Origin of the sequence: Metabacillus indicus (assembly GCF_046603695.1) — a bacterium.
GTDB lineage: Bacteria > Bacillota > Bacilli > Bacillales > Bacillaceae > Bacillus_P > Bacillus_P indicus.
Map to the genome: position 1 here is coordinate 1,999,395 of NZ_CP176757.1, position 22,278 is coordinate 2,021,672.

Consider the following 22,278-nt stretch of genomic DNA (forward strand, 5'->3'; position numbering starts at 1 on the left):
TTAGAACAAAATCTCCCAAAAAGTCAAAATCGGACTTTTTAAGGGGATATCATATGTATGCTTGGGAGTTAAAGACGTCATTATGTTCATTGCGCACTGCACGCTGTCCACCTCCAGCGCCTAACTCCTCGGCCAGAACAAAATCCCCTGAAAAGTCAAAAGTGGACTTTTCAGGGGATATTATGTGTGTGCTCAGTAGTTAAAGGCGTTATTATGTTCATTGCGCTCTGCACACTGTCCAGCTCCAGCGCCTAACTCCTCGGCCAGAACGGCTCCGCCGAAAAAAGCAAAAGCGGCTTTTTCCGGCGGAGCCTTTTCTGTCCTTCGGAGCTGATCAAGGCGCTTCCGCTTTTCTAGTTACATATCATGATGCGAATGATTTTTCTGCCTTGTGTGGTTGCGGTTTTTTACTTTTTTGGATCCGTCGAGCGGTTCGGGCTGGCCGGGGTTGTTTCCTTTTGGAGCGTTTTTGTGCATGTCTTTGCTGTTGTTTTTGTTTGTCATAGGTGTCACCCTCCTTTACCTTTATCTTGGTTTAAAGGGTGCTCGTTCATGCAAAAGAGAGGCTGTATAATATGACCATTGAAAAACCAAAATAAAGACAGATTCAGCCACTTTAAGGAGGAAAGATCATGCCTTATCATAAAAATAAACAGCAGGCATTTCAGGCCGCACAGCAGGGGACTGCTCAGGCAGAAAATATGTACCAGCAGCTTTCAGCAGAAACACCGGATTACGGGATTCAGCTCATTCATCTGAAAGAAGAAATCAACGAAGCTTATGAACAGATCAACAATGCGCTTGAAGTTGCATCAGAAACGCAAAGGGAAACACTGGAGCAATACAGAAGAGATTTGTCAAAGATTGTTGCTGAAGTAAATATTGAAGAACAATAAACAAAAACGACGGGAGATCCGTCGTTTTTTGTTTTATTGATTTGTCTTGCGCTTCTTATTATTCTGCTTCTGGGCTGCTGATAGAGGCTCATTTGAAAATTCTTCGTTGTATCCTGCGCCTTTTCCCTGAGCAGAAGCTGCATTCATGCCTTCATTCGCATGGTTTGCCTTGCGTTTGGCCATAACTGTCACCCCCATGCTGATAGTGTTTGTTTTCTGTCGAAATTGATGTGCGCGGTTACAATTCTTTCTATTGAAAAAGGTCTGAAGTTTACAACTATAAGAACTACTTATGTACTTTGATAACAGCATTGTTATTTACTTATGTTAAAACATGTATTAAGATGAACATGTGCGAAGTAATTGGTGGGAGAGACCGAGGTTTCGACACAAACGTCGATTTTGATTTAAAAGGGGAGAAAACATATGACGAAACAAGAGCAATTAGCACATCACGATGTTTTCCAAGCGCGTAAAAGTTTTACAGTAGGCGGAAAAACATACAACTATTATTCATTAAAAGCATTAGAAGATGCAGGAATCGGCAATGTTTCCAAACTGCCGTATTCCATTAAAGTTCTGCTTGAATCAGTTTTGAGACAGGTAGATGGAAGAGTTATTACAAAAGAGCACGTTGAAAACCTTGCAAAATGGGGCACAGCTGAGCAAAAAGAACTTGATGTGCCATTTAAGCCATCACGCGTCATCCTTCAGGATTTCACAGGCGTTCCTGCCGTTGTTGACTTGGCATCACTCAGAAAAGCAATGGCTGACATTGGGGGAAATCCTGATGTAATCAATCCAGAGATTCCGGTAGATCTTGTCATTGACCACTCTGTACAGGTTGATAAAGCGGGCACAATGGACTCTCTGCAATTTAACATGGAGCTTGAGTTCGAGCGCAACGCAGAACGTTACAAATTCTTGAGCTGGGCTAAGAAAGCGTTTAACAACTACCGTGCGGTTCCGCCAGCAACAGGGATCGTTCACCAGGTAAACCTTGAGTACCTTGCAAATGTCGTTCACGCAGTAGAAGGTGCAGACGGCACATTTGAAACATATCCGGATTCACTTGTAGGAACAGACTCCCACACGACAATGATCAACGGTATCGGTGTTCTTGGATGGGGTGTCGGCGGAATTGAAGCGGAAGCAGGCATGCTTGGCCAGCCTTCATATTTCCCGGTTCCTGAAGTCATTGGCGTTAAACTTACAGGTAAAATGCCAAACGGAACAACAGCTACAGACCTTGCACTGAAAGTGACTCAGGTCCTTCGCCAAAAAGGCGTAGTAGGCAAATTTGTGGAATTCTTCGGACCTGGCGTACCGCAGCTTCCGCTTGCAGACCGTGCGACAATTGCCAACATGGCACCAGAGTATGGCGCAACATGCGGATTCTTCCCGGTTGACGGCGAATCCCTTGAATATATGAAGCTTACTGGCCGCGACAGCGAGCTTGTTGATATGGTTGAGGCATACTGCAAAGAGAACGAACTTTTCTTCTCGCCTGATGTGGAGCCTACGTACACTTCGGTTGTAGAAATTGACCTTGCAGAAATCGAGCCGAATCTTTCAGGACCTAAACGTCCCCAAGATTTAATTCCTCTTTCTGCTATGCAAAAATCGTTCCAGACAGCTCTTGCTGCACCTGCTGGAAATCAGGGCTTCGGTCTTGAAGCTGCAGAAGCAGGAAAAGAGATCTCTGTTACGCTTGCAAACGGCGAAGTAACAAATATGAAGACCGGCGCAATTGCGATTGCGGCCATTACAAGCTGTACAAACACATCGAATCCTTATGTTCTTGTAGGTGCAGGTCTTGTAGCGAAAAAAGCGATTGAAAAAGGAATGAAGGTGCCGGCTTACGTAAAAACTTCTTTAGCTCCAGGCTCTAAAGTAGTTACAGGCTACCTTGAAAATTCCGGCCTTCTTCCATATATGAACCAATTAGGCTTCAACGTTGTAGGATACGGCTGTACGACTTGTATCGGAAACTCAGGTCCGCTTGCTGATGAAATTGAAAAAGCGGTTGCTGAAAACGATCTTCTTGTTACATCCGTTCTTTCCGGAAACCGTAACTTTGAAGGACGCATCCATCCACTGGTAAAAGGAAACTATCTTGCTTCTCCGCCGCTTGTTGTGGCATATGCACTTGCAGGCACAGTGAACATTGACCTTAAAAATGATTCACTTGGAAAAGACAAAGACGGAAATGATGTCTTCTTCGATGACATCTGGCCTTCTATGGATGAAATTAATGAAATCGTTAAGCAAACAGTTACTCCTGAGCTGTTCAGACAGGAATATGGCCGTGTGTTTGACGACAATGAGCGCTGGAATGCGATTCAGACGACAGATGAGGCTCTTTACAAGTGGGATCAGGATTCTACTTACATTCAGAACCCTCCATTTTTCGAGAACCTGAATCCGGAGCCGGGTCTTGTTGAACCGCTCAGAAATCTCCGAGTTGTAGCTAAGTTTGGAGACTCTGTGACAACAGACCACATTTCACCAGCCGGTTCAATCGGAAAAGACACGCCGGCAGGCCGTTACCTGCAGGAAAAAGGCGTAAGCCCTAGAGAGTTTAACTCATACGGTTCACGCCGCGGTAATCATGAAGTGATGATGCGCGGTACGTTTGCCAATATCCGCATTAAAAACCAAGTAGCACCTGGAACAGAAGGCGGATACACAACGTACTGGCCAACTGGTGAAGTAACTTCCATTTACGATGCATGCATGAAGTACAAACAAGACGGTACAGGTCTTGTAGTTCTTGCAGGCAAAGATTACGGAATGGGAAGCTCACGCGACTGGGCTGCTAAAGGAACGAACCTTCTTGGCATTAAAACAGTTATTGCTGAAAGCTTCGAGCGCATTCACAGAAGCAACCTTGTATTCATGGGCGTTCTGCCGCTTCAGTTTAAACAAGGCGAAAATGCTGAAGTGCTTGGTTTGACTGGAACTGAATCAATCGAAGTGCTGATTGACGAAACGGTTAAGCCGCGCGATCATGTGAAAGTGAGAGCGACTGATTCAGAAGGCAATGTAAAAGAATTTGAAGTGCTTGTCCGCTTCGACAGCGATGTTGAAGTTGACTACTACCGCCATGGCGGAATTCTTCAAATGGTTCTTCGCGAGAAGATCAAAGGCTGATTATAAAAGGGCGGACTTCCGCCCTTTTTTATTTTGTTCAATTCTGTTGTTCTTTTCAAAAAGAGATGATTTAATGAAAAAGAGACTTGTCCATTTGGGGACAGCATATACATAAACAGACAAGCATGCACCAAGGAGGAAAAACGGTGAAGAGAATACTTGCCATAGGACTGCTAGTGTTTTTGGCAGGCTATGCCGTCTGGTTTGCCATCCTGCCTAAGGAACCTGAAGAAGGACTTGAAATAGGCAACAAACCGCCGGAATTTGAAATGGAAACACTTAGTGGAGAGACAGTCACGCTCGATGATGTAAAAGGAAAAAAAGTGATGGTGAATTTCTGGGCGACTTGGTGTCCGCCGTGCGAAGCGGAAATGCCGGAAATGCAAAAACTCCAGGATGAACATCAGGATGAACTGGTGGTACTTGCAGTAAATATGACGAATGCTGAGAAAAGTCGTAAAGATGTAGAAAAATTTATCGCAGAGCGTAATTTAACGTTTCCTGTAGCTCTTGATAAAGATGGCCGTGTAAGTATTCAATATGAGGTCTATTCTTATCCGACTACTTATTTTCTTGATGAGGAAGGCAGCATTCTGAATATATCAAGAGGAGCGATGACAAAGGAAACGATGGAAAAACTTCTGGAATTGTAGGGACTGTTTATAATGAACAGTCTTTTTTGTTTTTTAAATTATTTCTGATTAATTTACAGATTATTGGAAATAATGGATGTAATACATATGGAGGTGTACTGCATGAGAAAAATGAAAAAAATGACGTTTGAAGAGTTAGTGCTCGAAAATAAAAAAGAGCTCATGAAAGATCAGGAAGCTCTTGATAAGCTTGAGGAAAGAGTCGAGCAGCGTCTGCTTGACAAGCTCAGCTAAATCCAACACTTGGCTGTCATGTTCGCTTTCTCTCTGGAGAAGATAATGGAGAGGAGGCGAGTGACCATGACAAATTCAAATGACAAACAAAGCCACTTTACCCCAAACCATATCGGAACAAAATCAAGAGGCTTTGGCGGGAATAAGGGAAAACAAATGCAGAATAAATCGAATGAACATGCACAGGTTATGCAGACTAAAGGAGAATAATTTAGTTATCATAATTTTATTATGTTAACTAATTGCTCCATATTCCATCATCTTAGAAAAGGAAGTGTTCATATGGCCTATAAAGCAAATCCGGATGATCGTTCTGATAATGTAGAAAAATTGCAGGACATGATCCAAAATACAATGGAAAACATCGATAAATCGCAGGACAGCCTGCAATTTTCAAATGAAGAGGAACGTGCGCGCATTGAAGCGAAAAATGAGCGCAGAGAAGAGAGCATACAGGCTTTCCGTTCTGAAATTAAAGATGAAGCTTCTGCGCGCGAAAACGGTTATAAGTAAACCTGCAGGAGACGGCTCTGTGCCGTCTCTATTTTTGTGCGGAAAAAAGGCTTATGGTATGATAATGGGTATTCATGGTGTGATTAGGAGAGGAACTAGATGCTTGTTTCAAAAAAAGAAATAGAAGTCAGATATGCAGAAACAGATCAGATGGGCGTTGTGTATCATGCCAATTATCTGATCTGGATGGAAGTAGGAAGAACAAAACTTATTCAGGACCTTGGCTTTTCCTATGCTGAAATGGAAAAAGAGGGCGTTATTTCACCTGTTGTCGACCTGCAGGTCCGCTATAAAAAGCCGCTAACATATGGAGATACCGTAACGGTCCATACTTGGATCGAAGAGTATAACGGATTTAAAGTAGCCTATGGCTACGAAATGTACACTCCCCAGGGGGAGCTTGCTCTTCAGGCTGTATCCAATCATGTATGTGTAAAAAAGGATACATTTAAACCCATTCAGATCAGAAAAGCTTATCCTGAATGGCATAAAGCATATGAAAAAGCGAAAAAGCAGGCATAACCGTGGCATTCGGGATAAATCGGCGCGAACTCAACGAGTGGAAATCGCAAGTGGAAAAAGGTGAAGTCGCCTTTCTTACTCATTTCTGGATAGATCCTCGCTTCAGGAACTCACATGCTGTCACAAAAGCAGGATGTTCTGATGTGGGCAAACTGATCAGGTGGGGAGAAAGTTACGGTTTGAAAAAAGAGTGGATTCATGACTACAAAAACCTGCCGCATTATGACCTGATGGGTGAACTGCAGATTAGAGTCCTGAAGGATCATGGGTTAAGCAGCCATATAAAAAAGTTCAATCTTGAGAAAAAACCCGCGGATCATTGATCTGCGGGTTTTTTGTAGTCAAATACAGGTTCATCTTTATCATGGTCATAATCGACAATCAGATCATTCTGATCAAAGTACCAGACATCGCTCTCCTCGATGAAAAACGTGATGCCGTTCTTCTCCGTTTTGGCTCCGGCTTCTTTCGGCGAGTCTTTGACAACACCCAGCGAAAAACCTTTTTGAATGGTGCTGCTTCCGCCATATCTCACAAAGAAGCGAAAAGAGTCCCCGCTTTCGATGTTCATTTCTTCCTGATACCATTTTACAGCTTCGTCACTCATATGTATTTTCATGAAAGCTTCACTCCTTCTCTCATACTTTACCACGAAAAAGCAAAACAAAACGCATTTTTTTACTCGCCAGTGTTTAAGTATTGAAACATGTGCTCCTGTATTTCTTTATTTTTGGCAGAATTGACGGTTTCCAGTTCTTTAACGCGGTATGTGCGATTGTTCTGGTTTACAACAATCGTCGGTACAAAGGATGGTTCAGCGAGCTGGATTTGTTTCTTTCCGTTTTCCGTTTTTTTGCTGATTTTAATGGAGAAAATACCGCCGATATCCTTATAATCGCTGACTTGTCCTGAAAGGAAGTTACCGAGAGAGTAGACGACGAAGGTCCTGTTTCCGTCCTGCCCCTCTACCCATTCCATTGGCTGCAGGACGTGGGGATGATGGCCGATGACAAGGTGAACTCCTTCATCAGCCAAGAAACGGGCAAGCTCCTGCTGATCTTCGTTCTGCAGCCTGATGTATTCAACACCCCAGTGCATGCTGACGATGACCGCATCTGCCTGCTTTTTCATTTCCTGTATTTCTCTTTTCATCTTAGGCTTATCAATCAGATTGACAAGGTGGGGCTTTCCTTCTGGAACTGGAATGCCGTTTGTACCGTATGTGTAGGCGAGAAATCCAAGTTTAATGCCATTGACATTCAAAATTCTCGGCTCTGCGGCATCTTCCGGACTGCGGTAGGAGCCAACATAAGGCATCTGAATCTCGTCGTAGCGCGCCGTCGCATTTAATATCGCTTTTTCACCTCTGTCAAGCGTGTGGTTGTTCGCTATTCCCGCAATATCCACACCTGCATCCTGAAAAGCGTCAATCACTTCAAAGGGACTGTTAAAAGAAGGGTAGGTAGACAGTCCGATTTCTGTCCCGCCGATCATCGTTTCCTGATTGGCAAATGTGATGTCAGCCTGTCCGATCAGAGGTTTTACATCTTTAATCATGGGTTTGAAATCATATGTTCCGGAAGGCTGTTTTGCATCATTGTAAACTCTGCCGTGTATGAGAATGTCTCCGATTGCAGACAGTGTCAGCTCAGACTGAAACGATTTTGGCTGATGCTCTGTCTTGGTGGTTTGATGAAGCTCCACTTTCTTTTGAGGGGCTTCAGCAGGTTCTGCTGCAAGGAAAAAGGCAGCCGTGCCCATTGCAGCAATGGCTGCAGCTGCTGATATCATCCATTTTTTCTTCATGATGTAATCTCCTATTAAGTTTCTTTTCCTTCATCATATACGAAGTGCTTAAAAAAGAAAACGCTTTCCGCAAAACAGAAAAAGCCGCCAAAGGCAGCTTTAAATCCATTTTACTTTAGGTTCTGTTTTTTCTTTAATGCGTTTAATGTTTGCGCGGTGGCGGTATATAACAAACAGGGCCAGCACACTGACAATGGACGTCAGAATGACATCACCGTAGAAGATGCTGAAGACGACCGCATAAATGCCCGTCAGCATGGACGACAGAGATACATACTTCGTCAGGTAAAGGAACAGAAAAAAGACAGCAAGCATCGTGACAAACATCAGAGGTGCCGAGAAAAGCAGAATGCCTCCTGAAGTAGCAACGGCTTTTCCTCCTTTAAATCCTGCAAAAACCGGGTATGTATGGCCGATGACAGCGAATACGCCGATCAGAAGCGGGTGAACGCCTTCTAATCCGAAAAGAACGGGCAGCGATGCTGCAAGAGTCCCTTTCAGGATATCTGCGGCTGTAACAAGCAAACCGGCTTTAACCCCAAGCGTTCTGAACGTATTCGTGCCTCCAAGGTTGCCGCTTCCATGTTCGCGGATGTCAATTCCATAGCCCGCTTTGCCTACAATGAGGCCTGAAGGAATGGAACCCAGCAAATAAGCTAAAATAATAATGGCAGCAATGTACAAAGGATCCGCTCCTAACACTTTAAAAATAGATAATCTTATTTTATCATGTAACTAGCACTTAAGACTACGTCATAAAAAGAAAAAACCAAAAAAGGAGTGTCCAAAGATGAATATAGAAATCCCATCAAGAGAAGAAATCGGCAAGATTTTAAAGAAAAGCAGGCGCATTGCTGTTGTAGGATTGTCCGATCAGCCCGACAGAACGTCTTACATGGTCAGCAAAGCTATGCAGGATGCAGGGTATGAAATTATTCCGGTAAATCCTATGATCAAAGAAGCGCTGGGAGTAAAAGCAGTCAGTTCTTTAAAAGAAATCGACGGACACATTGATATCGTGAACGTATTCAGAAGATCCGAACACCTCCTGCCGGTCGCAGAGGAATTTCTTGAGGCAGACGCTGATGTGTTCTGGGCGCAGCTTGGACTACTGAATGAGGATGCTTATAAACTGCTTAAGGATAAAGGATACACTGTCATTATGGACCGCTGCATTAAAGTTGAACATGCTTTGACTAAATAAAAAAATCACATGGGATTTGTCCCATGTGATTTTTTTTAGTTTCAAGCGAGGTCAACACATCACCATTGGTACCGATAAATAGGAATGGAAGGCGTTTTTACCTCGACGGCTGAAGAATCCTGCGGTCATTCATCTTTTTTGCATATCGGATGGCATTCAGAACAATACTGGATAAAAATGATTGTTGTCGGATGCGTCAGTTAAGGTAAGAGTCAATTCAACATTTTTCCAAAATATTTTCAATTTTGCCGTACATCTGCTAAGATTTAGTTTGCGAATCTTACGGCAGCAGATAAAATATAGCATAGGCATTTATTTTTATACGCTGTCATTTCTAATCAATGGTAAACTTAAAAAGAGTAATAGGCAAAGGCTTGTCACACTGTCCGGATGTAAGATACAATAGATGCAAACGTACGTTCTTGTGTTTGCGGGACGGTTTATTATCAGCGGCACTTGTTTTTTTTGAAAGGAGCTTAAATCGTTTGAGTAAGCAGCAATTTGAGTACAATGATGATGCGATCCAAGTATTAGAGGGGCTTGAGGCTGTGCGCAAAAGACCGGGGATGTATATCGGCAGCACGGATGCAAGAGGACTGCATCACCTCGTTTATGAAATCGTGGATAATTCCGTCGATGAAGCACTCGGCGGATTTGGCGACCATATCATTGTCAAAATACATAAAGACAACAGTATATCTGTTACAGACAAAGGCCGGGGGATGCCAACAGGCATGCACAAACTCGGAAAACCAACAGCGGAAGTCATCATGACTGTTCTCCATGCAGGAGGAAAATTCGGTCAGGGAGGCTATAAAACGAGCGGCGGACTTCACGGTGTCGGTGCATCGGTTGTAAATGCCCTTTCTGAATGGGTGACTGTCACCATTCACCGCGATGGATTTACGTATCAGCAGCGGTTTGAAAATGGCGGAAAACCAGTTACAACGCTTGAGAAGATCGGGAAATCAGCCAAAACGGGCACAATTATTCACTTCAAGCCTGATCCCGTTATCTTCAGCACTACGACCTATAATGCCGAAACATTAAGCGAGCGCTTACGCGAATCAGCCTTTCTTTTAAAAGGCTTAAAAATAGAACTGATTGACGACCGGAACCAGACGAAAGAAGTCTATCATTATGAAACCGGAATTGAAGCCTTTGTTTCCTATCTTAATGAAGAAAAGGATTCCCTTCATAACGTCGTATTCTTCGAAGGGATCCAAAACAGCATTGAAGTGGAATTTGCCTTTCAGTTCAATGATGGCTATTCGGAGAATATTCTCTCTTTCGTCAATAACGTGCGCACGAAAGACGGCGGCACACATGAATCCGGATCCAAGACTGCGATGACACGCGCTTTTAATGAATACGCCAGAAAGATAGGCATTTTAAAAGAGAAAGATAAAAACCTTGATGGGTCTGACATTCGCGAGGGCCTTTCAGCCATAGTTTCTGTCCGCATACCGGAAGAGCTTCTTCAGTTTGAGGGACAAACCAAAGGAAAGCTTGGAACGAGTGAGGCAAGATCAGCGGTAGATGCTGTTGTTTCAGAAAACCTTGCCTATTTCCTTGAGGAAAATCCGGAAACGAGCACGCTTTTAGTCAGAAAAGCCATAAAGGCCTATCAGGCAAGAGAAGCTGCCAGAAAAGCGCGCGAAGAAGCAAGAAGCGGGAAGAAACGAAAGCGGTCTGAAGCGACGCTGAGCGGGAAGCTGACGCCAGCACAGTCAAGAAACCCCCAGAAAAATGAACTGTACCTGGTGGAAGGAGACTCTGCGGGAGGCTCAGCAAAGCAAGGGAGAGACCGGCGCTTTCAGGCAGTTCTTCCTTTGCGCGGAAAAGTGATTAACACCGAAAAAGCGAAGCTTGCGGATATTTTCAAAAATGAAGAGATCAATACGATTATTCATGCGATCGGCGCAGGTGTCGGTGCAGATTTTCAGGTGGACGACTGCAATTACGACAAAGTTGTCATTATGACGGATGCCGACACAGACGGCGCGCATATCCAGGTGCTGATCCTGACTTTCTTCTACCGTTATATGAAACCGCTGATTGAAGCGGGGAAAGTGTTTATTGCCCTGCCTCCCCTGTACAAGGTGAGCAAAGGCACCGGAAAAAAAGCGGTAATCGAGTATGCCTGGTCTGATGAAGAACTTCAGGGCGTACTGAAAAAAGTCGGCCGGGGATATATGATTCAGCGCTATAAGGGTCTTGGCGAGATGAATGCCGACCAGCTCTGGGAAACAACTATGGATCCTGCGACAAGAACGCTTATCAGGGTGCGCATTGATGATGCTGCACGTGCTGAGCGCAGGGTGACAACCCTTATGGGTGATAAAGTAGAGCCGAGAAGAAAATGGATTGAAAGCAATGTCGCATTTGGTCTTGATGAAGAAACAAACATTCTTGAAAACGAAAACTTATCCGTCACAGAGGAGGAATAACAGATGACACAACAAGAAAAATACCGCGATCTCCCTCTTGAAGATGTGATAGGTGACAGGTTCGGCCGCTACAGCAAATACATCATACAGGACAGAGCGCTGCCTGATGCCCGTGACGGTCTGAAGCCTGTACAGCGCAGAATTCTGTATGCCATGCATGTTGACGGTAATACAAACGATAAAAACTTCAGAAAATCAGCAAAAACGGTCGGTAATGTAATCGGCAATTATCATCCTCACGGAGACACATCTGTTTATGATGCAATGGTGAGGATGAGCCAGGACTGGAAAGTGCGCAATCTCCTGATTGAGATGCACGGCAACAACGGAAGCAACGACGGTGACCCGCCTGCTGCGATGCGTTATACAGAGGCGCGTCTCTCACCAATTGCATCTGAGCTGCTAAGGGACATCGAAAAACGCACAGTCGAATTTGTGCCGAACTTTGATGATACAAGCAGTGAACCGCTTGTTCTGCCTGCCATGTATCCAAACCTCCTTGTAAACGGGTCCACGGGGATATCAGCGGGTTATGCAACAGACATTCCGCCTCACCATCTTGGAGAGGTCATTGATGCTGTGATGAAACGCATTGACAAACCGGATTGCACCGTTGACGAGTTGATGACTGTCATAAATGGCCCCGATTTTCCGACCGGAGGCATTATCCAGGGAATTGACGGCATTAAGAAAGCGTATGAAACGGGTAAAGGGAAAGTCATTATCCGCGGAAAAGCAGAGATTGAGAGCGTCAGGGGCGGCAAACAGCAGATTGTCATTACAGAAATTCCATTTGAAGTGAATAAGGCAAACCTTGTGAAGCGCATGGACGAGTTCAGGATTGAGCGAAAGCTTGACGGTATTGCCGAGGTGCGTGACGAAACAGACCGGACCGGAATGAGGATTGTCGTCGAACTGAAAAAAGACGCTGATGCACAGGGAATTCTGAATTACCTGTACAAAAACAGCGACCTGCAGGTTCCTTATAATTTTAATATGGTGGCCATACATAACAGACGCCCGACACTCATGACGCTGCCTGCGATTCTTGATGCATATATTTCGCATCAGAAGGAAGTCATTACAAACCGCTCCAAATACGATCTTGAAAAGGCAAGAGAGCGCCAGCATATCGTCGAGGGACTCATTAAAGCCCTGTCTATCCTCGATGAGGTGATTGCTGTTATCAGGGCATCCAAGGACAAGCGGGATGCAAAGGATAACTTAATTGCAAAGTTTGCGTTCACGGAAATTCAGGCTGAAGCTATAGTATCCCTTCAGCTTTACCGGTTAACAAACACGGACATCACGGCTCTTCAAAACGAAGCGAAAGAGCTTGATGAAAAAATAGCACAGCTTCTTGAGATCCTGAACAATGAGAAAAAACTGTATCAGGTGATTAAAACGGATTTGAAAAAAATCAAAAAAACTTATGCCGATGATAGACGCTCTGTCATTCAGCATGAGATACAGGAAATAAAAATCAATCTTGAAGTGATGATTCCGTCAGAAGACGTCATTGTTACAGTAACGAAGGACGGCTATATCAAACGTACGAGCAGCCGTTCATACTCAGCATCAAACGGCCAGGATTTCGGCATGAAAGAAACAGACAGACTGCTCGGGAAATTTGACATAAATACTACCGAAACCATTCTGCTGTTCACAAGCAAGGGCAATTATATATACTGTCCGGTGCATGAAATTCCTGACATCCGCTGGAAGGACCTCGGCCAGCATATTGCCAATCTTGTCAGCCTGGAGCGGGATGAACAGCTGATTAAGGCCATGCCTGTTAAAGATTTTGAAGCCGCGCAGTACCTGCTCTTTGTCACAAAGAACGGGATGGTCAAGAAAACCGAACTGAAATTGTATAAGGCCCAGCGGTACTCAAAAGCGTTAATGGCTGTCAATCTTAAAGGCGATGACGAGTTAGTCAATGTATTTATGACATCCGGAAACGATGATCTGTTTTTAGCAACGCAGTTCGGATACGGTTTGTGGTTTGCTGAAGAAGAAGTCAGCATTGTCGGTGCAAGAGCGGCAGGAGTAAAAGGAATGAATTTAAAAGAGGGAGATACAGTAGCAGGCGCTGCGGTTTTCCCAGCAGGAGACATTCCGCAGGTTGTCATTGTCACACAGCGCGGCGCTGCAAAGAAAATGTCGCTTAAAGAATTTGAAAAGACTTCAAGAGCCAAGCGCGGATTAATCATGCTGAGAGAGCTGAAGAACAATCCTCACAGAGTCGTTGGCATGCACCTTGTCGATCCGTCCAGCAAACTGATGCTGAAGACAGAAAAAGGGCATACAGAAGAAGTTCACGCAGCACAGCTGCGCGCAAATGACAGATACAGCAACGGATCCTTCTTTATCGATGAAGGAGACTCAGGGTCAGTTAAAGAAGTCTGGGTGCCGGTCACCCAATAAATGAAAAGACATCCCTAAAATAAAAGGGATGTCTTTTTTGCGTCTTATTTATTTTTAGAGAAGTATTCAGTAAACGCGTGCATAATCTCAATTCCCTGATACAAAAATAGACTGAAGGCTGTTAATGAAAAACCAGTCACCATAATAAGTCTCATCCAAAACATCGCAATTCCCTCCTTTTTTAAAGATTCTAGGGTCTTAGCGATGTATGGCCATAATAGGAGGACTGGTAAAAAACAGACAGCAGAAATTTCTTTAACAGGCCTGCTGAAGCTGACAAAGCAGCAATCACCGCGGCCGCTAAAAATACAGGTACCAAGCTTGACTCGCTTTGGTCCATGCTGAAAGGCATTTTCTCGTATTCAGCTTTATCCGCTGAAAACAGCTGAACATGTTCTTCAACGTCAAAAGCCGGCGTCTTTACGGGATGATGCTGCACATGCGGCGAAACCCCGGTCAGGAGAAGGGCAATGAGAAATAGAAACATCGTGTGTCTCATAACATTCCTCCTTTTAAGTCGTGCAATCGAATATACATAATCATAACGCATTATAGCGGATTCGAACAGTGGAAACTTTTTTCGTTTTTACTGTGCAAATCGACAATTTCTGATATACTTTATCTTTGGAATGTTAGAAAACCTGACATTAATTCAGAAAATTCTTTACTTCGGAGGTTTTATATGGATTTTTTAAATGGAATAATTTCCGGCGGGAATACAATTTTGTGGTCATACTTGCTGATCTATATGCTTGTAGGACTTGGTTTGTATTTCACAGTCCGATCAGGATTTGTCCAGTTCCGCTACTTTGGTGAAATGTTCAGGCTTTTAAAGGAACCTGCAATGGTATCCAAAGAAGGAAAAAGAGGCATTTCATCTCTGCAGGCATTCTTTATCAGTGCAGCGTCAAGGGTTGGCACCGGTAACTTAGCTGGAGTAGCTATTGCCATTGCCGTCGGAGGACCGGGAGCGGTTTTCTGGATGTGGCTGATTGCGCTGGTCGGAATGGCTTCAAGCTTTGTAGAAAGCACTCTCGCTCAGGTATATAAAGTAAAAGACGGAGATCAGTTCCGCGGCGGACCCGCTTACTATATGGAAAAAGCGCTGAACGCCAGATGGATGGGCATCTTTTTTGCCGTTTTAATTACATTATGCTTTGGTCTGATTTTCAATGCTGTTCAGGCCAATACAATCGCTCTTGCATTTGACAGTGCCTTTCAAATTGATAAAACCGTCATGGCTATCATCCTTGCGGTCTTCACGGCCATCATTATTTTTGGAGGACTTAAGCGGATAGCCGCTGCTACTCAAATTATAGTACCTGTCATGGCCCTTATTTACATAGGCGTTGCGCTTGTTGTTGTGATTATGAACATTACTGAGGTGCCGGCAGTTATTGGTGTTATTTTTGCCAACGCATTCGGATTTGAGCAGGCAGTCGGCGGCGGTATTGGAGCTGCTGTTGAGAATGGCATTAAGAGAGGACTGTTCTCGAATGAAGCGGGTATGGGTAGTGCACCGAATGCTGCCGCTACGGCAAACGTTTCGCATCCTGTTAAACAAGGCTTCATTCAGACTCTCGGTGTCTTCTTCGACACGATTATCATTTGCAGCACGACAGCGTTCCTGATCCTGCTGTTTGACACGACTCCGGATTCTTCGCTTGATGGAATACAGATCACGCAGGCAGCCCTTCAGTCACATATAGGAGACTGGGCAGGTACGTTCCTTGCTGTAGCAATTCTGCTGTTCGCATTCAGTTCGGTTATCGGAAATTACTACTACGGGGAAACAAATATTGAGTTTCTTAACGGAAGCAAGACGGTTCTTTTTATCTACCGTTTAGCTGTAGTCGGTATGGTTATTTTCGGTTCTGTATCAGGCTTCCAGCTAATCTGGGATATGGCTGACCTGTTTATGGGTCTTATGGCAGTTACGAACCTGATCGCCATTGCCATCCTTTCAAAAATTGCTTTCGCTGTCCTGAAAGATTACAGCCGTCAGCGAAAAGAAGGCAAAAATCCTGTATTTAAAGCAAGCTCCATTAAAGGGCTAAAACATACAGAATGCTGGGAAGACGATGAGGTTTAACCCCTGAATAAGAAACATAAGAAAAAGCACACCTTTCAGTTTTTGAACGGTGTGCTTTTTCTTTTGAAAAGAGTAGGCCTGCAGACTAAGAGCAAGCCAATTTTTATTTAGAAGGAATAAGGGGCTTTGTCAAATGTCCTGCTGTGTAAATGGCGAAGAGTTTGTGAAAATGTGAACAAACTTTATCGATTTCATGATTTCTATCGTCCTGCGGATGAATTTGGGCTAAACTAATCAATAGAAGCAGTTCATTCCAATCTTGTATGTGAAAACATTCACAAACATTTGTTTTGATTATCCTGATTAGAGGAAAAGAATGGGTAAACTGCTATACATTGCGTGATGTAAGGGGGAAGGAAGATTGTTTGAGTATGATCCGGTATTATACAGCAGAATTTTGACAGGATTGACACTTGCATTTCACACGATTTTTTCCACACTTGGAGTCGGTGTGCCGCTGCTCATTGCTCTTGCAGAGTGGATCGGCATCAGAAGGAACGATGGCCATTATCATCTGCTTGCAAGAAGATGGGCGAGGGGCTACATCATCACAGTTGCTGTAGGGGTTGTAACAGGAACGGCAATAGCCCTTCAGCTAAGTCTGCTGTGGCCGAATTTTATGCAGGTTGCCGGTCAGACAATCAGTCTGCCGCTGTTTTTGGAAACCTTCGCTTTTTTCTTTGAAGCTATTTTTCTTGGCATCTACCTTTATACATGGGACCGCTTCAAAAAGAAAATCTACCATTTGCTGCTGCTGATCCCGGTGGCTCTCGGAGCGACGCTTTCCGGTTTCTTTATCACAACAGTAAATGCCTTTATGAACGCTCCGCTAGGATTTACGATGGAAAACGGAGTTCTGAAAGGCGTTAATCCTTTGCTTGCGATGTTTAACCCTGCAACGCCGACAAAAATGGCGCATGTGCTGTCTTCGGCTTATTTAACATCTGCCTGCGTGCTGGCAGCGATTGCCGCATTTATGATTCTCAGGGGCAGAGAGCATGTGTATTACAAAAAAGCACTAAGTCTCTCCATGACTGTAGCTTTTGTCTGTGCAATAAGTACGGCCGTCATTGGTGACTTATCAGGAAAATATTTAGCAGAATACCAGCCGGAAAAACTGGCTGCTGCTGAATGGCATTTTGAAACAGCGGAGGAAGCTTCTTTAATTCTCGGAGGAATACTCGATGAAAACAACGAGGTCAAATATGCACTTGAGATTCCGTATGCTTTGAGCATTCTTGCCCACGGAACGCCTGATGCAGAGGTTACGGGACTTGAAGAGTTTCCGGAAGAAGAATGGCCTCCGTTTGTCGTCCATTATTTCTTTGATCTGATGGTCGGAATCGGCATGTTTTTGGCGCTTGTATCCTTCGTGTTCATGGTCATGAAGTGGCGGAAGAAGTCAAATGAGCTGAACCGGGTCCTTTTATGGCTGATTGTCAGCACTGGTCCTCTTGCCATGCTTGCGATCGAAGCGGGATGGTTCTTTACGGAAGAAGGTAGACAGCCGTGGATCCTAAGAGGCTACATGACAACGGCGGAAGGTGCGACAACGTCAGGCTATGTTGATATCATGCTGTATTTGTTCATCGCCCTGTACGCGGTGCTTGCTGTCTCGGCAGCAGCTGTGCTTCGCCGCACATTTAAAGCAAATCCTGCTGAACGCGAGCTTGAAAAATTAGGAATGAAATAGGAGAGGACAAGATGGATTATGAACTGATTGGAATTACCGTGCTCTGGACATTTTTGTACGGTTACCTTATTGTCGCGTCCATTGATTTTGGTGCAGGCTTTTTTAATTACTATTCTGCACTGACAGGACGGGGGCCGATTGTAAAAAAAGTGATTAACCGGTATTTGTCTCCGGTCTGGGAAGTGACGAATGTATTTCTGATTTTCTTCTACATCGGACTGGTCGGATTTTTCCCGTCGCTTGCCTTCTACTACGGTACAGCCTTACTTGTGCCAGGGAGCATTGCCATCATTCTGATTGCACTGCGCGGTTCGTATTATGCGTTTCATCACTACGGAAACCGAGAAAATCTCTGGTATCAGTTTTTATATGGCGCGACAGGCCTGCTGATTCCGGCATCACTATCTGTTGTGCTTACACTGTCTGAAGGCGGCTTTATTGACGTCAGCGGGGATGAGGTGCAGCTGAATTATGCAGAGCTCTTTACGAGCACGTATGCGTGGGCCGTAGTCTTTCTGGCGATTGTAAGCGTGCTGTATATCTCTGCAAGCTTTCTGACGTTTTATTCTCATAAAGCGGGAGACAGCAGTGCCTTCAGCCTTCTGCGCAAATATGCGCTGTTCTGGAGCGGCCCGACTATTCTTGCAAGCTTGCTTGTATTTGTGTCCCTAAGAGAGCATAATCCGGATCATTTTCAGCGGATGCTGGATATGTCCTGGCTCTTCGGATTATCCCTTTTATTTTTTGCTGGTGCCGTGTATCTGATCTGGAAAAAGAAGCGTTTGGGCGTTTCGTTCATCTTGGTCATGCTGCAGTTTGCGGCGGCATTTTACGGGTACGGGGCATCCCATTTGCCGTATGTGCTTTATCCGTACGTCACGATCTACACAAGCTTTACAAACGACACGATGGCACTGGCGCTTATCCTTGCTTTTATCGCAGGATTGATGCTTTTAGTACCGTCTTTATACTTGCTGATGAGGCTGTTCCTTTTTGATAACGATTATGTGAAAGGCAAAAAATAGGAGGGATACCATGCAGACATTTTTGATCATGGTGGCACCGGTTCTAATTGTCGCAGTGACCGTTACAGGATTATTTGTCTGGGGTGCTTACGCAAAAGAGCCCTATGAAAAATAAAATGTGCAAAGGCTAATAACAGGCTTAAGACGCATAAAGGAGTCCGTGTCATGCAGCTGAAACATTTAACTTCAAACCATAAAAAACATATCTGGCTACTCCGGGTGCATGCTGCATTAACAGGTGCAGCCATTATTGCACAGGCGTGGCTGTTCGTCAGTGTGACAGACGCCGTCTTTTTAAACGATGCGCCGTTCCGGGAAGTTGTTCCTGATCTATTTATTTTGCTCGCCGTGTCTCTATGCAGAGCAGGATTTATGTATTTCGGCAACAAAACCGGGGTTTCATTAGCGGCAGCTGTTAAGAAGGATGTTCGGTCATTGCTTCTCCAAAAGATGTCCAAAGAATCTGTTTTGAGCTCTTCGGGCGGACAGACCGGCAGAAAAGTAAACGTTCTGCTGGATGCCGCAGATGAAATCTCGCCTTATTTCAGCACCTATATTCCCCAGATGATCCAGACGGGAATCATTCCGCTGATGATGGCCGCTGCCGTGTTTACACAGCATGTTTATTCCGGCATCATTCTGCTTGTAACAGCCCCCTTTATTCCGCTTGCCATGGCACTTGCAGGCAGGAAGAGCAAGGATAAGGCAGAGCAGCAGATGGAGAGGCTCTCGCAATTTTCCGGCCATTTTCTTGATGTTCTTCAGGGGCTTGTGACGCTGAAGGTGTTCGGACGTTCAAAAGAGCAGAAAGAAAAGATCGCAGAGAGCAGCCTTGAAATCCGTGACGCCACGATGCAGGTTTTGAAGGTGGCATTTCTTTCAGCGCTCTCCTTGGAGTTTATTTCAATGCTCAGCATTGGACTGATTGCCTTTGAACTTGGCCTGCAGATTGTTGTTTTTCAGACTGTGACATTCTTTTCTGCCTTCTTTATTCTCATACTTGTTCCTGATTTCTACCTGCTTCTAAAAGATTATGGAAGTGCTTTTCATGCAGGAAGAGGAAGCATGGGTGCTGCGAAGCTGATTGCGGAGGAGCTTGATGAGCGGGATGTTGCTTTAGAATGGGGAAATCAGAAGCTTGGTGATGGTCCGCCTGAGCTTCATCTGCGAAAGGCTTCTTACTCATATAAGAACAGTTCATTTGCCTTGAAGGACATTGATGTTCACCTTAAACCGTTTGAAAAAGCAGCAATTGTCGGGAGAAACGGTTCAGGCAAGACGACCCTGCTTCATATCATCGGCGGACTGATCCAGCCTGATGAAGGCGAAATGACGATTAATGGAAAAGAGCGCGGAGCTTATGATGAAATGAGCTGGTTTGGTAGCATGGCTTACATCTCTCAGCATCCGCATATCTTCTCCGGGACAATCGCAGAAAACATAGCCATTGGTCAGAGGAAAAGTGCGGGCCGTCAGGAAATTGAGGATGCCGCCCGCAAAGCGGGTCTTGCTTCCATGATTGAATCTCTTGAACACGGGTTTGATACGTTCATCGGCGAAGGGGGAAGGGGTCTTTCCGGAGGAGAAAAGCAACGACTTGCTCTTGCAAGGGCATTTCTGAAAAAACCTGCATTTATCCTGTTTGATGAACCAACTACAGGCCTTGACCTTCATACAGAAAAGATTCTCCAGCAGTCGATAAAAGAGCTCGGGGAATTCGCGACCGTGATTACAGTGGCTCACAGGCTATATACAATTAAAGATGCAGACGTTATTTATTATATGGAAAACGGAAGACTCGCTGCCCGGGGCACTCATTTGGAACTGCTGGACCGTTCCGAGTCTTACAGCAGCATGTTTCATATGCAAGGAAAGGAGGCGGCGGCCAAGTGAAAGACATTTCTCATATCGTGCGTTTAATGTGGAATGAAAAAAGGGATATATGGCTTACCGTCTTATTGGGCTTCCTTGCAGGTATAACAGGAATTGCCTTATTTGCATCAAGCGGCTACCTAATATCAAAAGCCGCTCTGCTGCCGCCTCTTTACACACTGACAGTTATGCTCGCGCTACTTAAGCTTGCGGGTATTGCGAGAGCACTCAGCAGATATGCAGAGAGACTTGTCTCCCACAGGGCAACCTTTACCATTTTGAAGGATGTGCGCGCCTCTTTTTACGAAAAACTGGAACCAATGGTCCCGAGGATTTTCAATACGTACCGGAGCGGTGATTTGCTTTCAAGGATTGTCGGAGATGTAGAGAACCTGCAGAACTTTTTCTTGAGGGTGTTTTATCCGCCGGTTGTCTTTCTGTTTGTCTTTTTAAGCACGATTGCTTTTGTATCGTTTTACTCCATCCCGATTGCCATGATGCTTTTAGCGGGTATGGTGCTGACAGGAATGGTGATCCCGGCATACTTTGCTTATCGTCAAAAAAAATGGGATGACTCTGTCCGGGATATGAGAAGCCTGTTCTCATCAGAAGCGGCTGAATTTTACTATGGGTACAGAGATTTAAAAATCTATGGCCAGACAGCAGAAAAAGTGGAAAAGCTCAGCAGGCTTTCTGACATACTGGCCGATAAGCAGGCGCAATTAGATAACAGGGTGAATCAGACACAATCCATCAATACGGCCATTACGGTCCTCATAAACTGCGGGATTTTAGCACTTGGAGCTTATCAGGCAGCAGCGGGTGAGCTGAACGGTCTGTATCTTGCCATGCTTGTGATGATTTCTCTCAATGTATTTGAGTTTGCTGTTCCGATGGCTGCCTTTCCAGTTTATTACGAGGAGAGCAGGCGCGCTTCTAAAAGATTGTACTCATTCCCGGAAGAACCGGTCTTACAGGAAGAAAAGAAGCAGGATGACATCACACAGGATGGGTTCTCTATTCACGTAAAGAATGTTCATTATTCTTACGGCGCAGCGGGTTCCGGTCTAAAAGGTGTTACTGTCGCGTTTCCGCAAGGTTCAAAAACGGCCGTTGTCGGACCATCCGGTTCCGGAAAATCGACGCTGCTGATGCTGTTAATGAAAATGTACGAACCGGAATCTGGAGAAATTACTTTGAATGAAAAGCCGCTTGCTGACATCATCAGTGAGAGCCTCTGGGAAGGATGCAATATTGTTCTGCAGGACAATCACTTTTTTTACGGAACCATCCGTGAAAATCTGCTGATCGCTGTCAAAGAAGAAGCAGAGGACGCAGATCTGCTTCACGCATTGAAGGAGGCAGGCCTTGAGAACAAGCGGCTTGATGATCTTGTTCTTGAAAAAGGCGATAACCTGTCAGGCGGTGAAAAACAGAAGCTTGCCATCGCAAGAATCCTGCTGAAGAAAGAGGGTCTGTGGCTGCTTGATGAACCAACAGCTTCAATGGATCTACTGTCAGAGCAGAGTATTCATAACACATTGTTTGAGCATGCCCGGAATCAAACACTCATTCTCGTCAGTCACCGTCTGACAGGCCTTGAGAAGATGGACCAGATCATTGTTATGGATCAGGGGCGCATTCTTGAAAAGGGACCTTATGAAGAACTCATGAGGAGAAAAGGTTATTTTTACGGTTTGAAGCAAATTGAACAAGAAGTACTCGTATAAAAGATAAA

At 44.7% G+C, this 22,278-nt stretch carries 23 protein-coding genes; 17 read left to right on the forward strand and 6 right to left on the reverse strand.

Going from position 1 to position 22,278, the window contains the following annotated elements; translation table 11 throughout:
* Window positions 1-357: 357 nt before the first annotated feature.
* Window positions 358-504, reverse strand: a complete 147-nt coding sequence (locus ACK1LH_RS10015) for a small acid-soluble spore protein P (RefSeq protein WP_081414079.1) — start codon at window positions 502-504, stop codon at window positions 358-360.
* A gap of 128 nt (window positions 505-632) precedes the next feature.
* Between ACK1LH_RS10015 and ACK1LH_RS10020 the strand changes: the two genes are divergently transcribed.
* Complete coding sequence (locus ACK1LH_RS10020; protein ID WP_411335014.1) at window positions 633-896, forward strand: hypothetical protein; 264 nt, start codon at window positions 633-635, stop codon at window positions 894-896.
* Between the two features lie 33 nt (window positions 897-929).
* Here the strand turns inward: ACK1LH_RS10020 and sspO are convergent, their stop codons facing one another.
* Entirely contained in the window at window positions 930-1,079 is a 150-nt protein-coding gene (gene sspO, locus ACK1LH_RS10025; RefSeq protein WP_029281104.1) for a small acid-soluble spore protein O, read from the reverse strand.
* A 243-nt stretch (window positions 1,080-1,322) separates the two neighbouring features.
* Here sspO and acnA point away from each other — a divergent pair, with 243 nt between their 5' ends.
* The 7 genes from acnA to ACK1LH_RS10060 all read left to right on the forward strand — a co-directional run bounded on the left by acnA (window position 1,323) and on the right by ACK1LH_RS10060 (window position 6,294).
* Entirely contained in the window at window positions 1,323-4,049 is a 2,727-nt protein-coding gene (gene acnA / locus ACK1LH_RS10030; protein ID WP_029565669.1) for an aconitate hydratase AcnA, read from the forward strand.
* Between the two features lie 125 nt (window positions 4,050-4,174).
* Window positions 4,175-4,702 carry a TlpA family protein disulfide reductase gene (locus ACK1LH_RS10035; protein WP_029281100.1) on the forward strand — a complete coding sequence of 176 codons (528 nt, stop codon included), beginning with the start codon at window positions 4,175-4,177 and terminating at the stop codon, window positions 4,700-4,702.
* 102 nt (window positions 4,703-4,804) lie between these two features.
* A complete protein-coding gene (locus ACK1LH_RS10040) occupies window positions 4,805-4,936 on the forward strand; it encodes an FbpB family small basic protein (protein ID WP_081870140.1) in 132 nt (43 codons plus the stop codon).
* A gap of 66 nt (window positions 4,937-5,002) precedes the next feature.
* On the forward strand, window positions 5,003-5,146 hold the full coding sequence (locus ACK1LH_RS10045) for an acid-soluble spore protein N (RefSeq protein ID WP_029281098.1): 144 nt from the start codon (window positions 5,003-5,005) through the stop codon (window positions 5,144-5,146).
* A gap of 72 nt (window positions 5,147-5,218) precedes the next feature.
* Window positions 5,219-5,449 carry a small acid-soluble spore protein Tlp gene (tlp, locus tag ACK1LH_RS10050; RefSeq protein WP_029281096.1) on the forward strand — a complete coding sequence of 77 codons (231 nt, stop codon included), beginning with the start codon at window positions 5,219-5,221 and terminating at the stop codon, window positions 5,447-5,449.
* Between the two features lie 99 nt (window positions 5,450-5,548).
* A complete protein-coding gene (locus ACK1LH_RS10055; protein WP_029281094.1) occupies window positions 5,549-5,971 on the forward strand; it encodes an acyl-CoA thioesterase in 423 nt (140 codons plus the stop codon).
* A 2-nt stretch (window positions 5,972-5,973) separates the two neighbouring features.
* The gene (locus ACK1LH_RS10060; protein ID WP_029565670.1) at window positions 5,974-6,294 is read left to right on the forward strand and encodes a hypothetical protein; all 321 of its coding nucleotides are present in this window, start codon (window positions 5,974-5,976) and stop codon (window positions 6,292-6,294) included.
* Here ACK1LH_RS10060 and ACK1LH_RS10065 read toward each other — a convergent pair.
* From ACK1LH_RS10065 to plsY, 3 genes are all read right to left on the reverse strand, one after another.
* Window positions 6,288-6,590, reverse strand: coding sequence for a HesB/YadR/YfhF family protein (locus tag ACK1LH_RS10065; RefSeq protein ID WP_029281090.1), 303 nt, complete (start codon window positions 6,588-6,590; stop codon window positions 6,288-6,290). The genes ACK1LH_RS10060 and ACK1LH_RS10065 overlap by 7 nt on opposite strands.
* A gap of 59 nt (window positions 6,591-6,649) precedes the next feature.
* Complete coding sequence (locus tag ACK1LH_RS10070) at window positions 6,650-7,777, reverse strand: CapA family protein (protein WP_411335015.1); 1,128 nt, start codon at window positions 7,775-7,777, stop codon at window positions 6,650-6,652.
* 99 nt (window positions 7,778-7,876) lie between these two features.
* The gene (plsY, locus tag ACK1LH_RS10075; protein WP_029281086.1) at window positions 7,877-8,461 is read right to left on the reverse strand and encodes a glycerol-3-phosphate 1-O-acyltransferase PlsY; all 585 of its coding nucleotides are present in this window, start codon (window positions 8,459-8,461) and stop codon (window positions 7,877-7,879) included.
* Between the two features lie 106 nt (window positions 8,462-8,567).
* Here plsY and ACK1LH_RS10080 point away from each other — a divergent pair, with 106 nt between their 5' ends.
* The 3 genes from ACK1LH_RS10080 (at window position 8,568) to parC (ending at window position 13,858) form a co-directional block, all read left to right on the forward strand.
* Window positions 8,568-8,981 carry a CoA-binding protein gene (locus tag ACK1LH_RS10080; protein WP_203290194.1) on the forward strand — a complete coding sequence of 138 codons (414 nt, stop codon included), beginning with the start codon at window positions 8,568-8,570 and terminating at the stop codon, window positions 8,979-8,981.
* A gap of 485 nt (window positions 8,982-9,466) precedes the next feature.
* The gene (parE, locus tag ACK1LH_RS10085) at window positions 9,467-11,431 is read left to right on the forward strand and encodes a DNA topoisomerase IV subunit B (RefSeq protein ID WP_029565675.1); all 1,965 of its coding nucleotides are present in this window, start codon (window positions 9,467-9,469) and stop codon (window positions 11,429-11,431) included.
* 3 nt (window positions 11,432-11,434) lie between these two features.
* Window positions 11,435-13,858, forward strand: a complete 2,424-nt coding sequence (parC, locus tag ACK1LH_RS10090; RefSeq protein WP_029565676.1) for a DNA topoisomerase IV subunit A — start codon at window positions 11,435-11,437, stop codon at window positions 13,856-13,858.
* Window positions 13,859-14,048: 190 nt separating this feature from the next.
* Here the strand turns inward: parC and ACK1LH_RS10095 are convergent, their stop codons facing one another.
* Window positions 14,049-14,357, reverse strand: a complete 309-nt coding sequence (locus ACK1LH_RS10095) for a hypothetical protein (RefSeq protein WP_029565677.1) — start codon at window positions 14,355-14,357, stop codon at window positions 14,049-14,051.
* 183 nt (window positions 14,358-14,540) lie between these two features.
* On the opposite strand from ACK1LH_RS10095, the gene ACK1LH_RS10100 reads away from it, so the two are divergent.
* The 6 genes from ACK1LH_RS10100 (at window position 14,541) to cydC (ending at window position 22,270) form a co-directional block, all read left to right on the forward strand.
* Window positions 14,541-15,950 carry an alanine/glycine:cation symporter family protein gene (locus tag ACK1LH_RS10100; protein ID WP_029281077.1) on the forward strand — a complete coding sequence of 470 codons (1,410 nt, stop codon included), beginning with the start codon at window positions 14,541-14,543 and terminating at the stop codon, window positions 15,948-15,950.
* 361 nt (window positions 15,951-16,311) lie between these two features.
* Entirely contained in the window at window positions 16,312-17,643 is a 1,332-nt protein-coding gene (locus ACK1LH_RS10105) for a cytochrome ubiquinol oxidase subunit I (RefSeq protein ID WP_411335016.1), read from the forward strand.
* 11 nt (window positions 17,644-17,654) lie between these two features.
* Window positions 17,655-18,668, forward strand: a complete 1,014-nt coding sequence (locus ACK1LH_RS10110) for a cytochrome d ubiquinol oxidase subunit II (RefSeq protein ID WP_203290197.1) — start codon at window positions 17,655-17,657, stop codon at window positions 18,666-18,668.
* A gap of 10 nt (window positions 18,669-18,678) precedes the next feature.
* On the forward strand, window positions 18,679-18,783 hold the full coding sequence (gene cydS, locus ACK1LH_RS10115; RefSeq protein ID WP_407656354.1) for a cytochrome bd oxidase small subunit CydS: 105 nt from the start codon (window positions 18,679-18,681) through the stop codon (window positions 18,781-18,783).
* 50 nt (window positions 18,784-18,833) lie between these two features.
* Entirely contained in the window at window positions 18,834-20,561 is a 1,728-nt protein-coding gene (gene cydD, locus ACK1LH_RS10120; protein WP_411335017.1) for a thiol reductant ABC exporter subunit CydD, read from the forward strand.
* Entirely contained in the window at window positions 20,558-22,270 is a 1,713-nt protein-coding gene (cydC, locus tag ACK1LH_RS10125; RefSeq protein ID WP_411335018.1) for a thiol reductant ABC exporter subunit CydC, read from the forward strand. Before cydD ends, cydC begins: the two co-directional genes overlap by 4 nt.
* Window positions 22,271-22,278 lie beyond the last annotated feature (8 nt).

Excerpts from the sequence above, each read along its gene's own strand:
- ACK1LH_RS10015 (WP_081414079.1), bottom strand. The coding sequence starts at position 504 with ATGACAAACAAAAACAACAGCAAAGACATGCACAAAAACGCTCCAAAA.
- ACK1LH_RS10020 (WP_411335014.1), top strand. The coding sequence starts at position 633 with ATGCCTTATCATAAAAATAAACAGCAGGCATTTCAGGCCGCACAGCAG.
- sspO (WP_029281104.1), bottom strand. The coding sequence starts at position 1,079 with ATGGCCAAACGCAAGGCAAACCATGCGAATGAAGGCATGAATGCAGCT.
- acnA (WP_029565669.1), top strand. The coding sequence starts at position 1,323 with ATGACGAAACAAGAGCAATTAGCACATCACGATGTTTTCCAAGCGCGT.
- ACK1LH_RS10035 (WP_029281100.1), top strand. The coding sequence starts at position 4,175 with ATGCACCAAGGAGGAAAAACGGTGAAGAGAATACTTGCCATAGGACTG.
- ACK1LH_RS10040 (WP_081870140.1), top strand. The coding sequence starts at position 4,805 with ATGAGAAAAATGAAAAAAATGACGTTTGAAGAGTTAGTGCTCGAAAAT.
- ACK1LH_RS10045 (WP_029281098.1), top strand. The coding sequence starts at position 5,003 with ATGACAAATTCAAATGACAAACAAAGCCACTTTACCCCAAACCATATC.
- tlp (WP_029281096.1), top strand. The coding sequence starts at position 5,219 with ATGGCCTATAAAGCAAATCCGGATGATCGTTCTGATAATGTAGAAAAA.
- ACK1LH_RS10055 (WP_029281094.1), top strand. The coding sequence starts at position 5,549 with ATGCTTGTTTCAAAAAAAGAAATAGAAGTCAGATATGCAGAAACAGAT.
- ACK1LH_RS10065 (WP_029281090.1), bottom strand. The coding sequence starts at position 6,590 with ATGAAAATACATATGAGTGACGAAGCTGTAAAATGGTATCAGGAAGAA.
- ACK1LH_RS10070 (WP_411335015.1), bottom strand. The coding sequence starts at position 7,777 with ATGAAGAAAAAATGGATGATATCAGCAGCTGCAGCCATTGCTGCAATG.
- ACK1LH_RS10080 (WP_203290194.1), top strand. The coding sequence starts at position 8,568 with ATGAATATAGAAATCCCATCAAGAGAAGAAATCGGCAAGATTTTAAAG.
- parC (WP_029565676.1), top strand. The coding sequence starts at position 11,435 with ATGACACAACAAGAAAAATACCGCGATCTCCCTCTTGAAGATGTGATA.
- ACK1LH_RS10095 (WP_029565677.1), bottom strand. The coding sequence starts at position 14,357 with ATGAGACACACGATGTTTCTATTTCTCATTGCCCTTCTCCTGACCGGG.
- ACK1LH_RS10100 (WP_029281077.1), top strand. The coding sequence starts at position 14,541 with ATGGATTTTTTAAATGGAATAATTTCCGGCGGGAATACAATTTTGTGG.
- ACK1LH_RS10110 (WP_203290197.1), top strand. The coding sequence starts at position 17,655 with ATGGATTATGAACTGATTGGAATTACCGTGCTCTGGACATTTTTGTAC.
- cydS (WP_407656354.1), top strand. The coding sequence starts at position 18,679 with ATGCAGACATTTTTGATCATGGTGGCACCGGTTCTAATTGTCGCAGTG.
- cydD (WP_411335017.1), top strand. The coding sequence starts at position 18,834 with ATGCAGCTGAAACATTTAACTTCAAACCATAAAAAACATATCTGGCTA.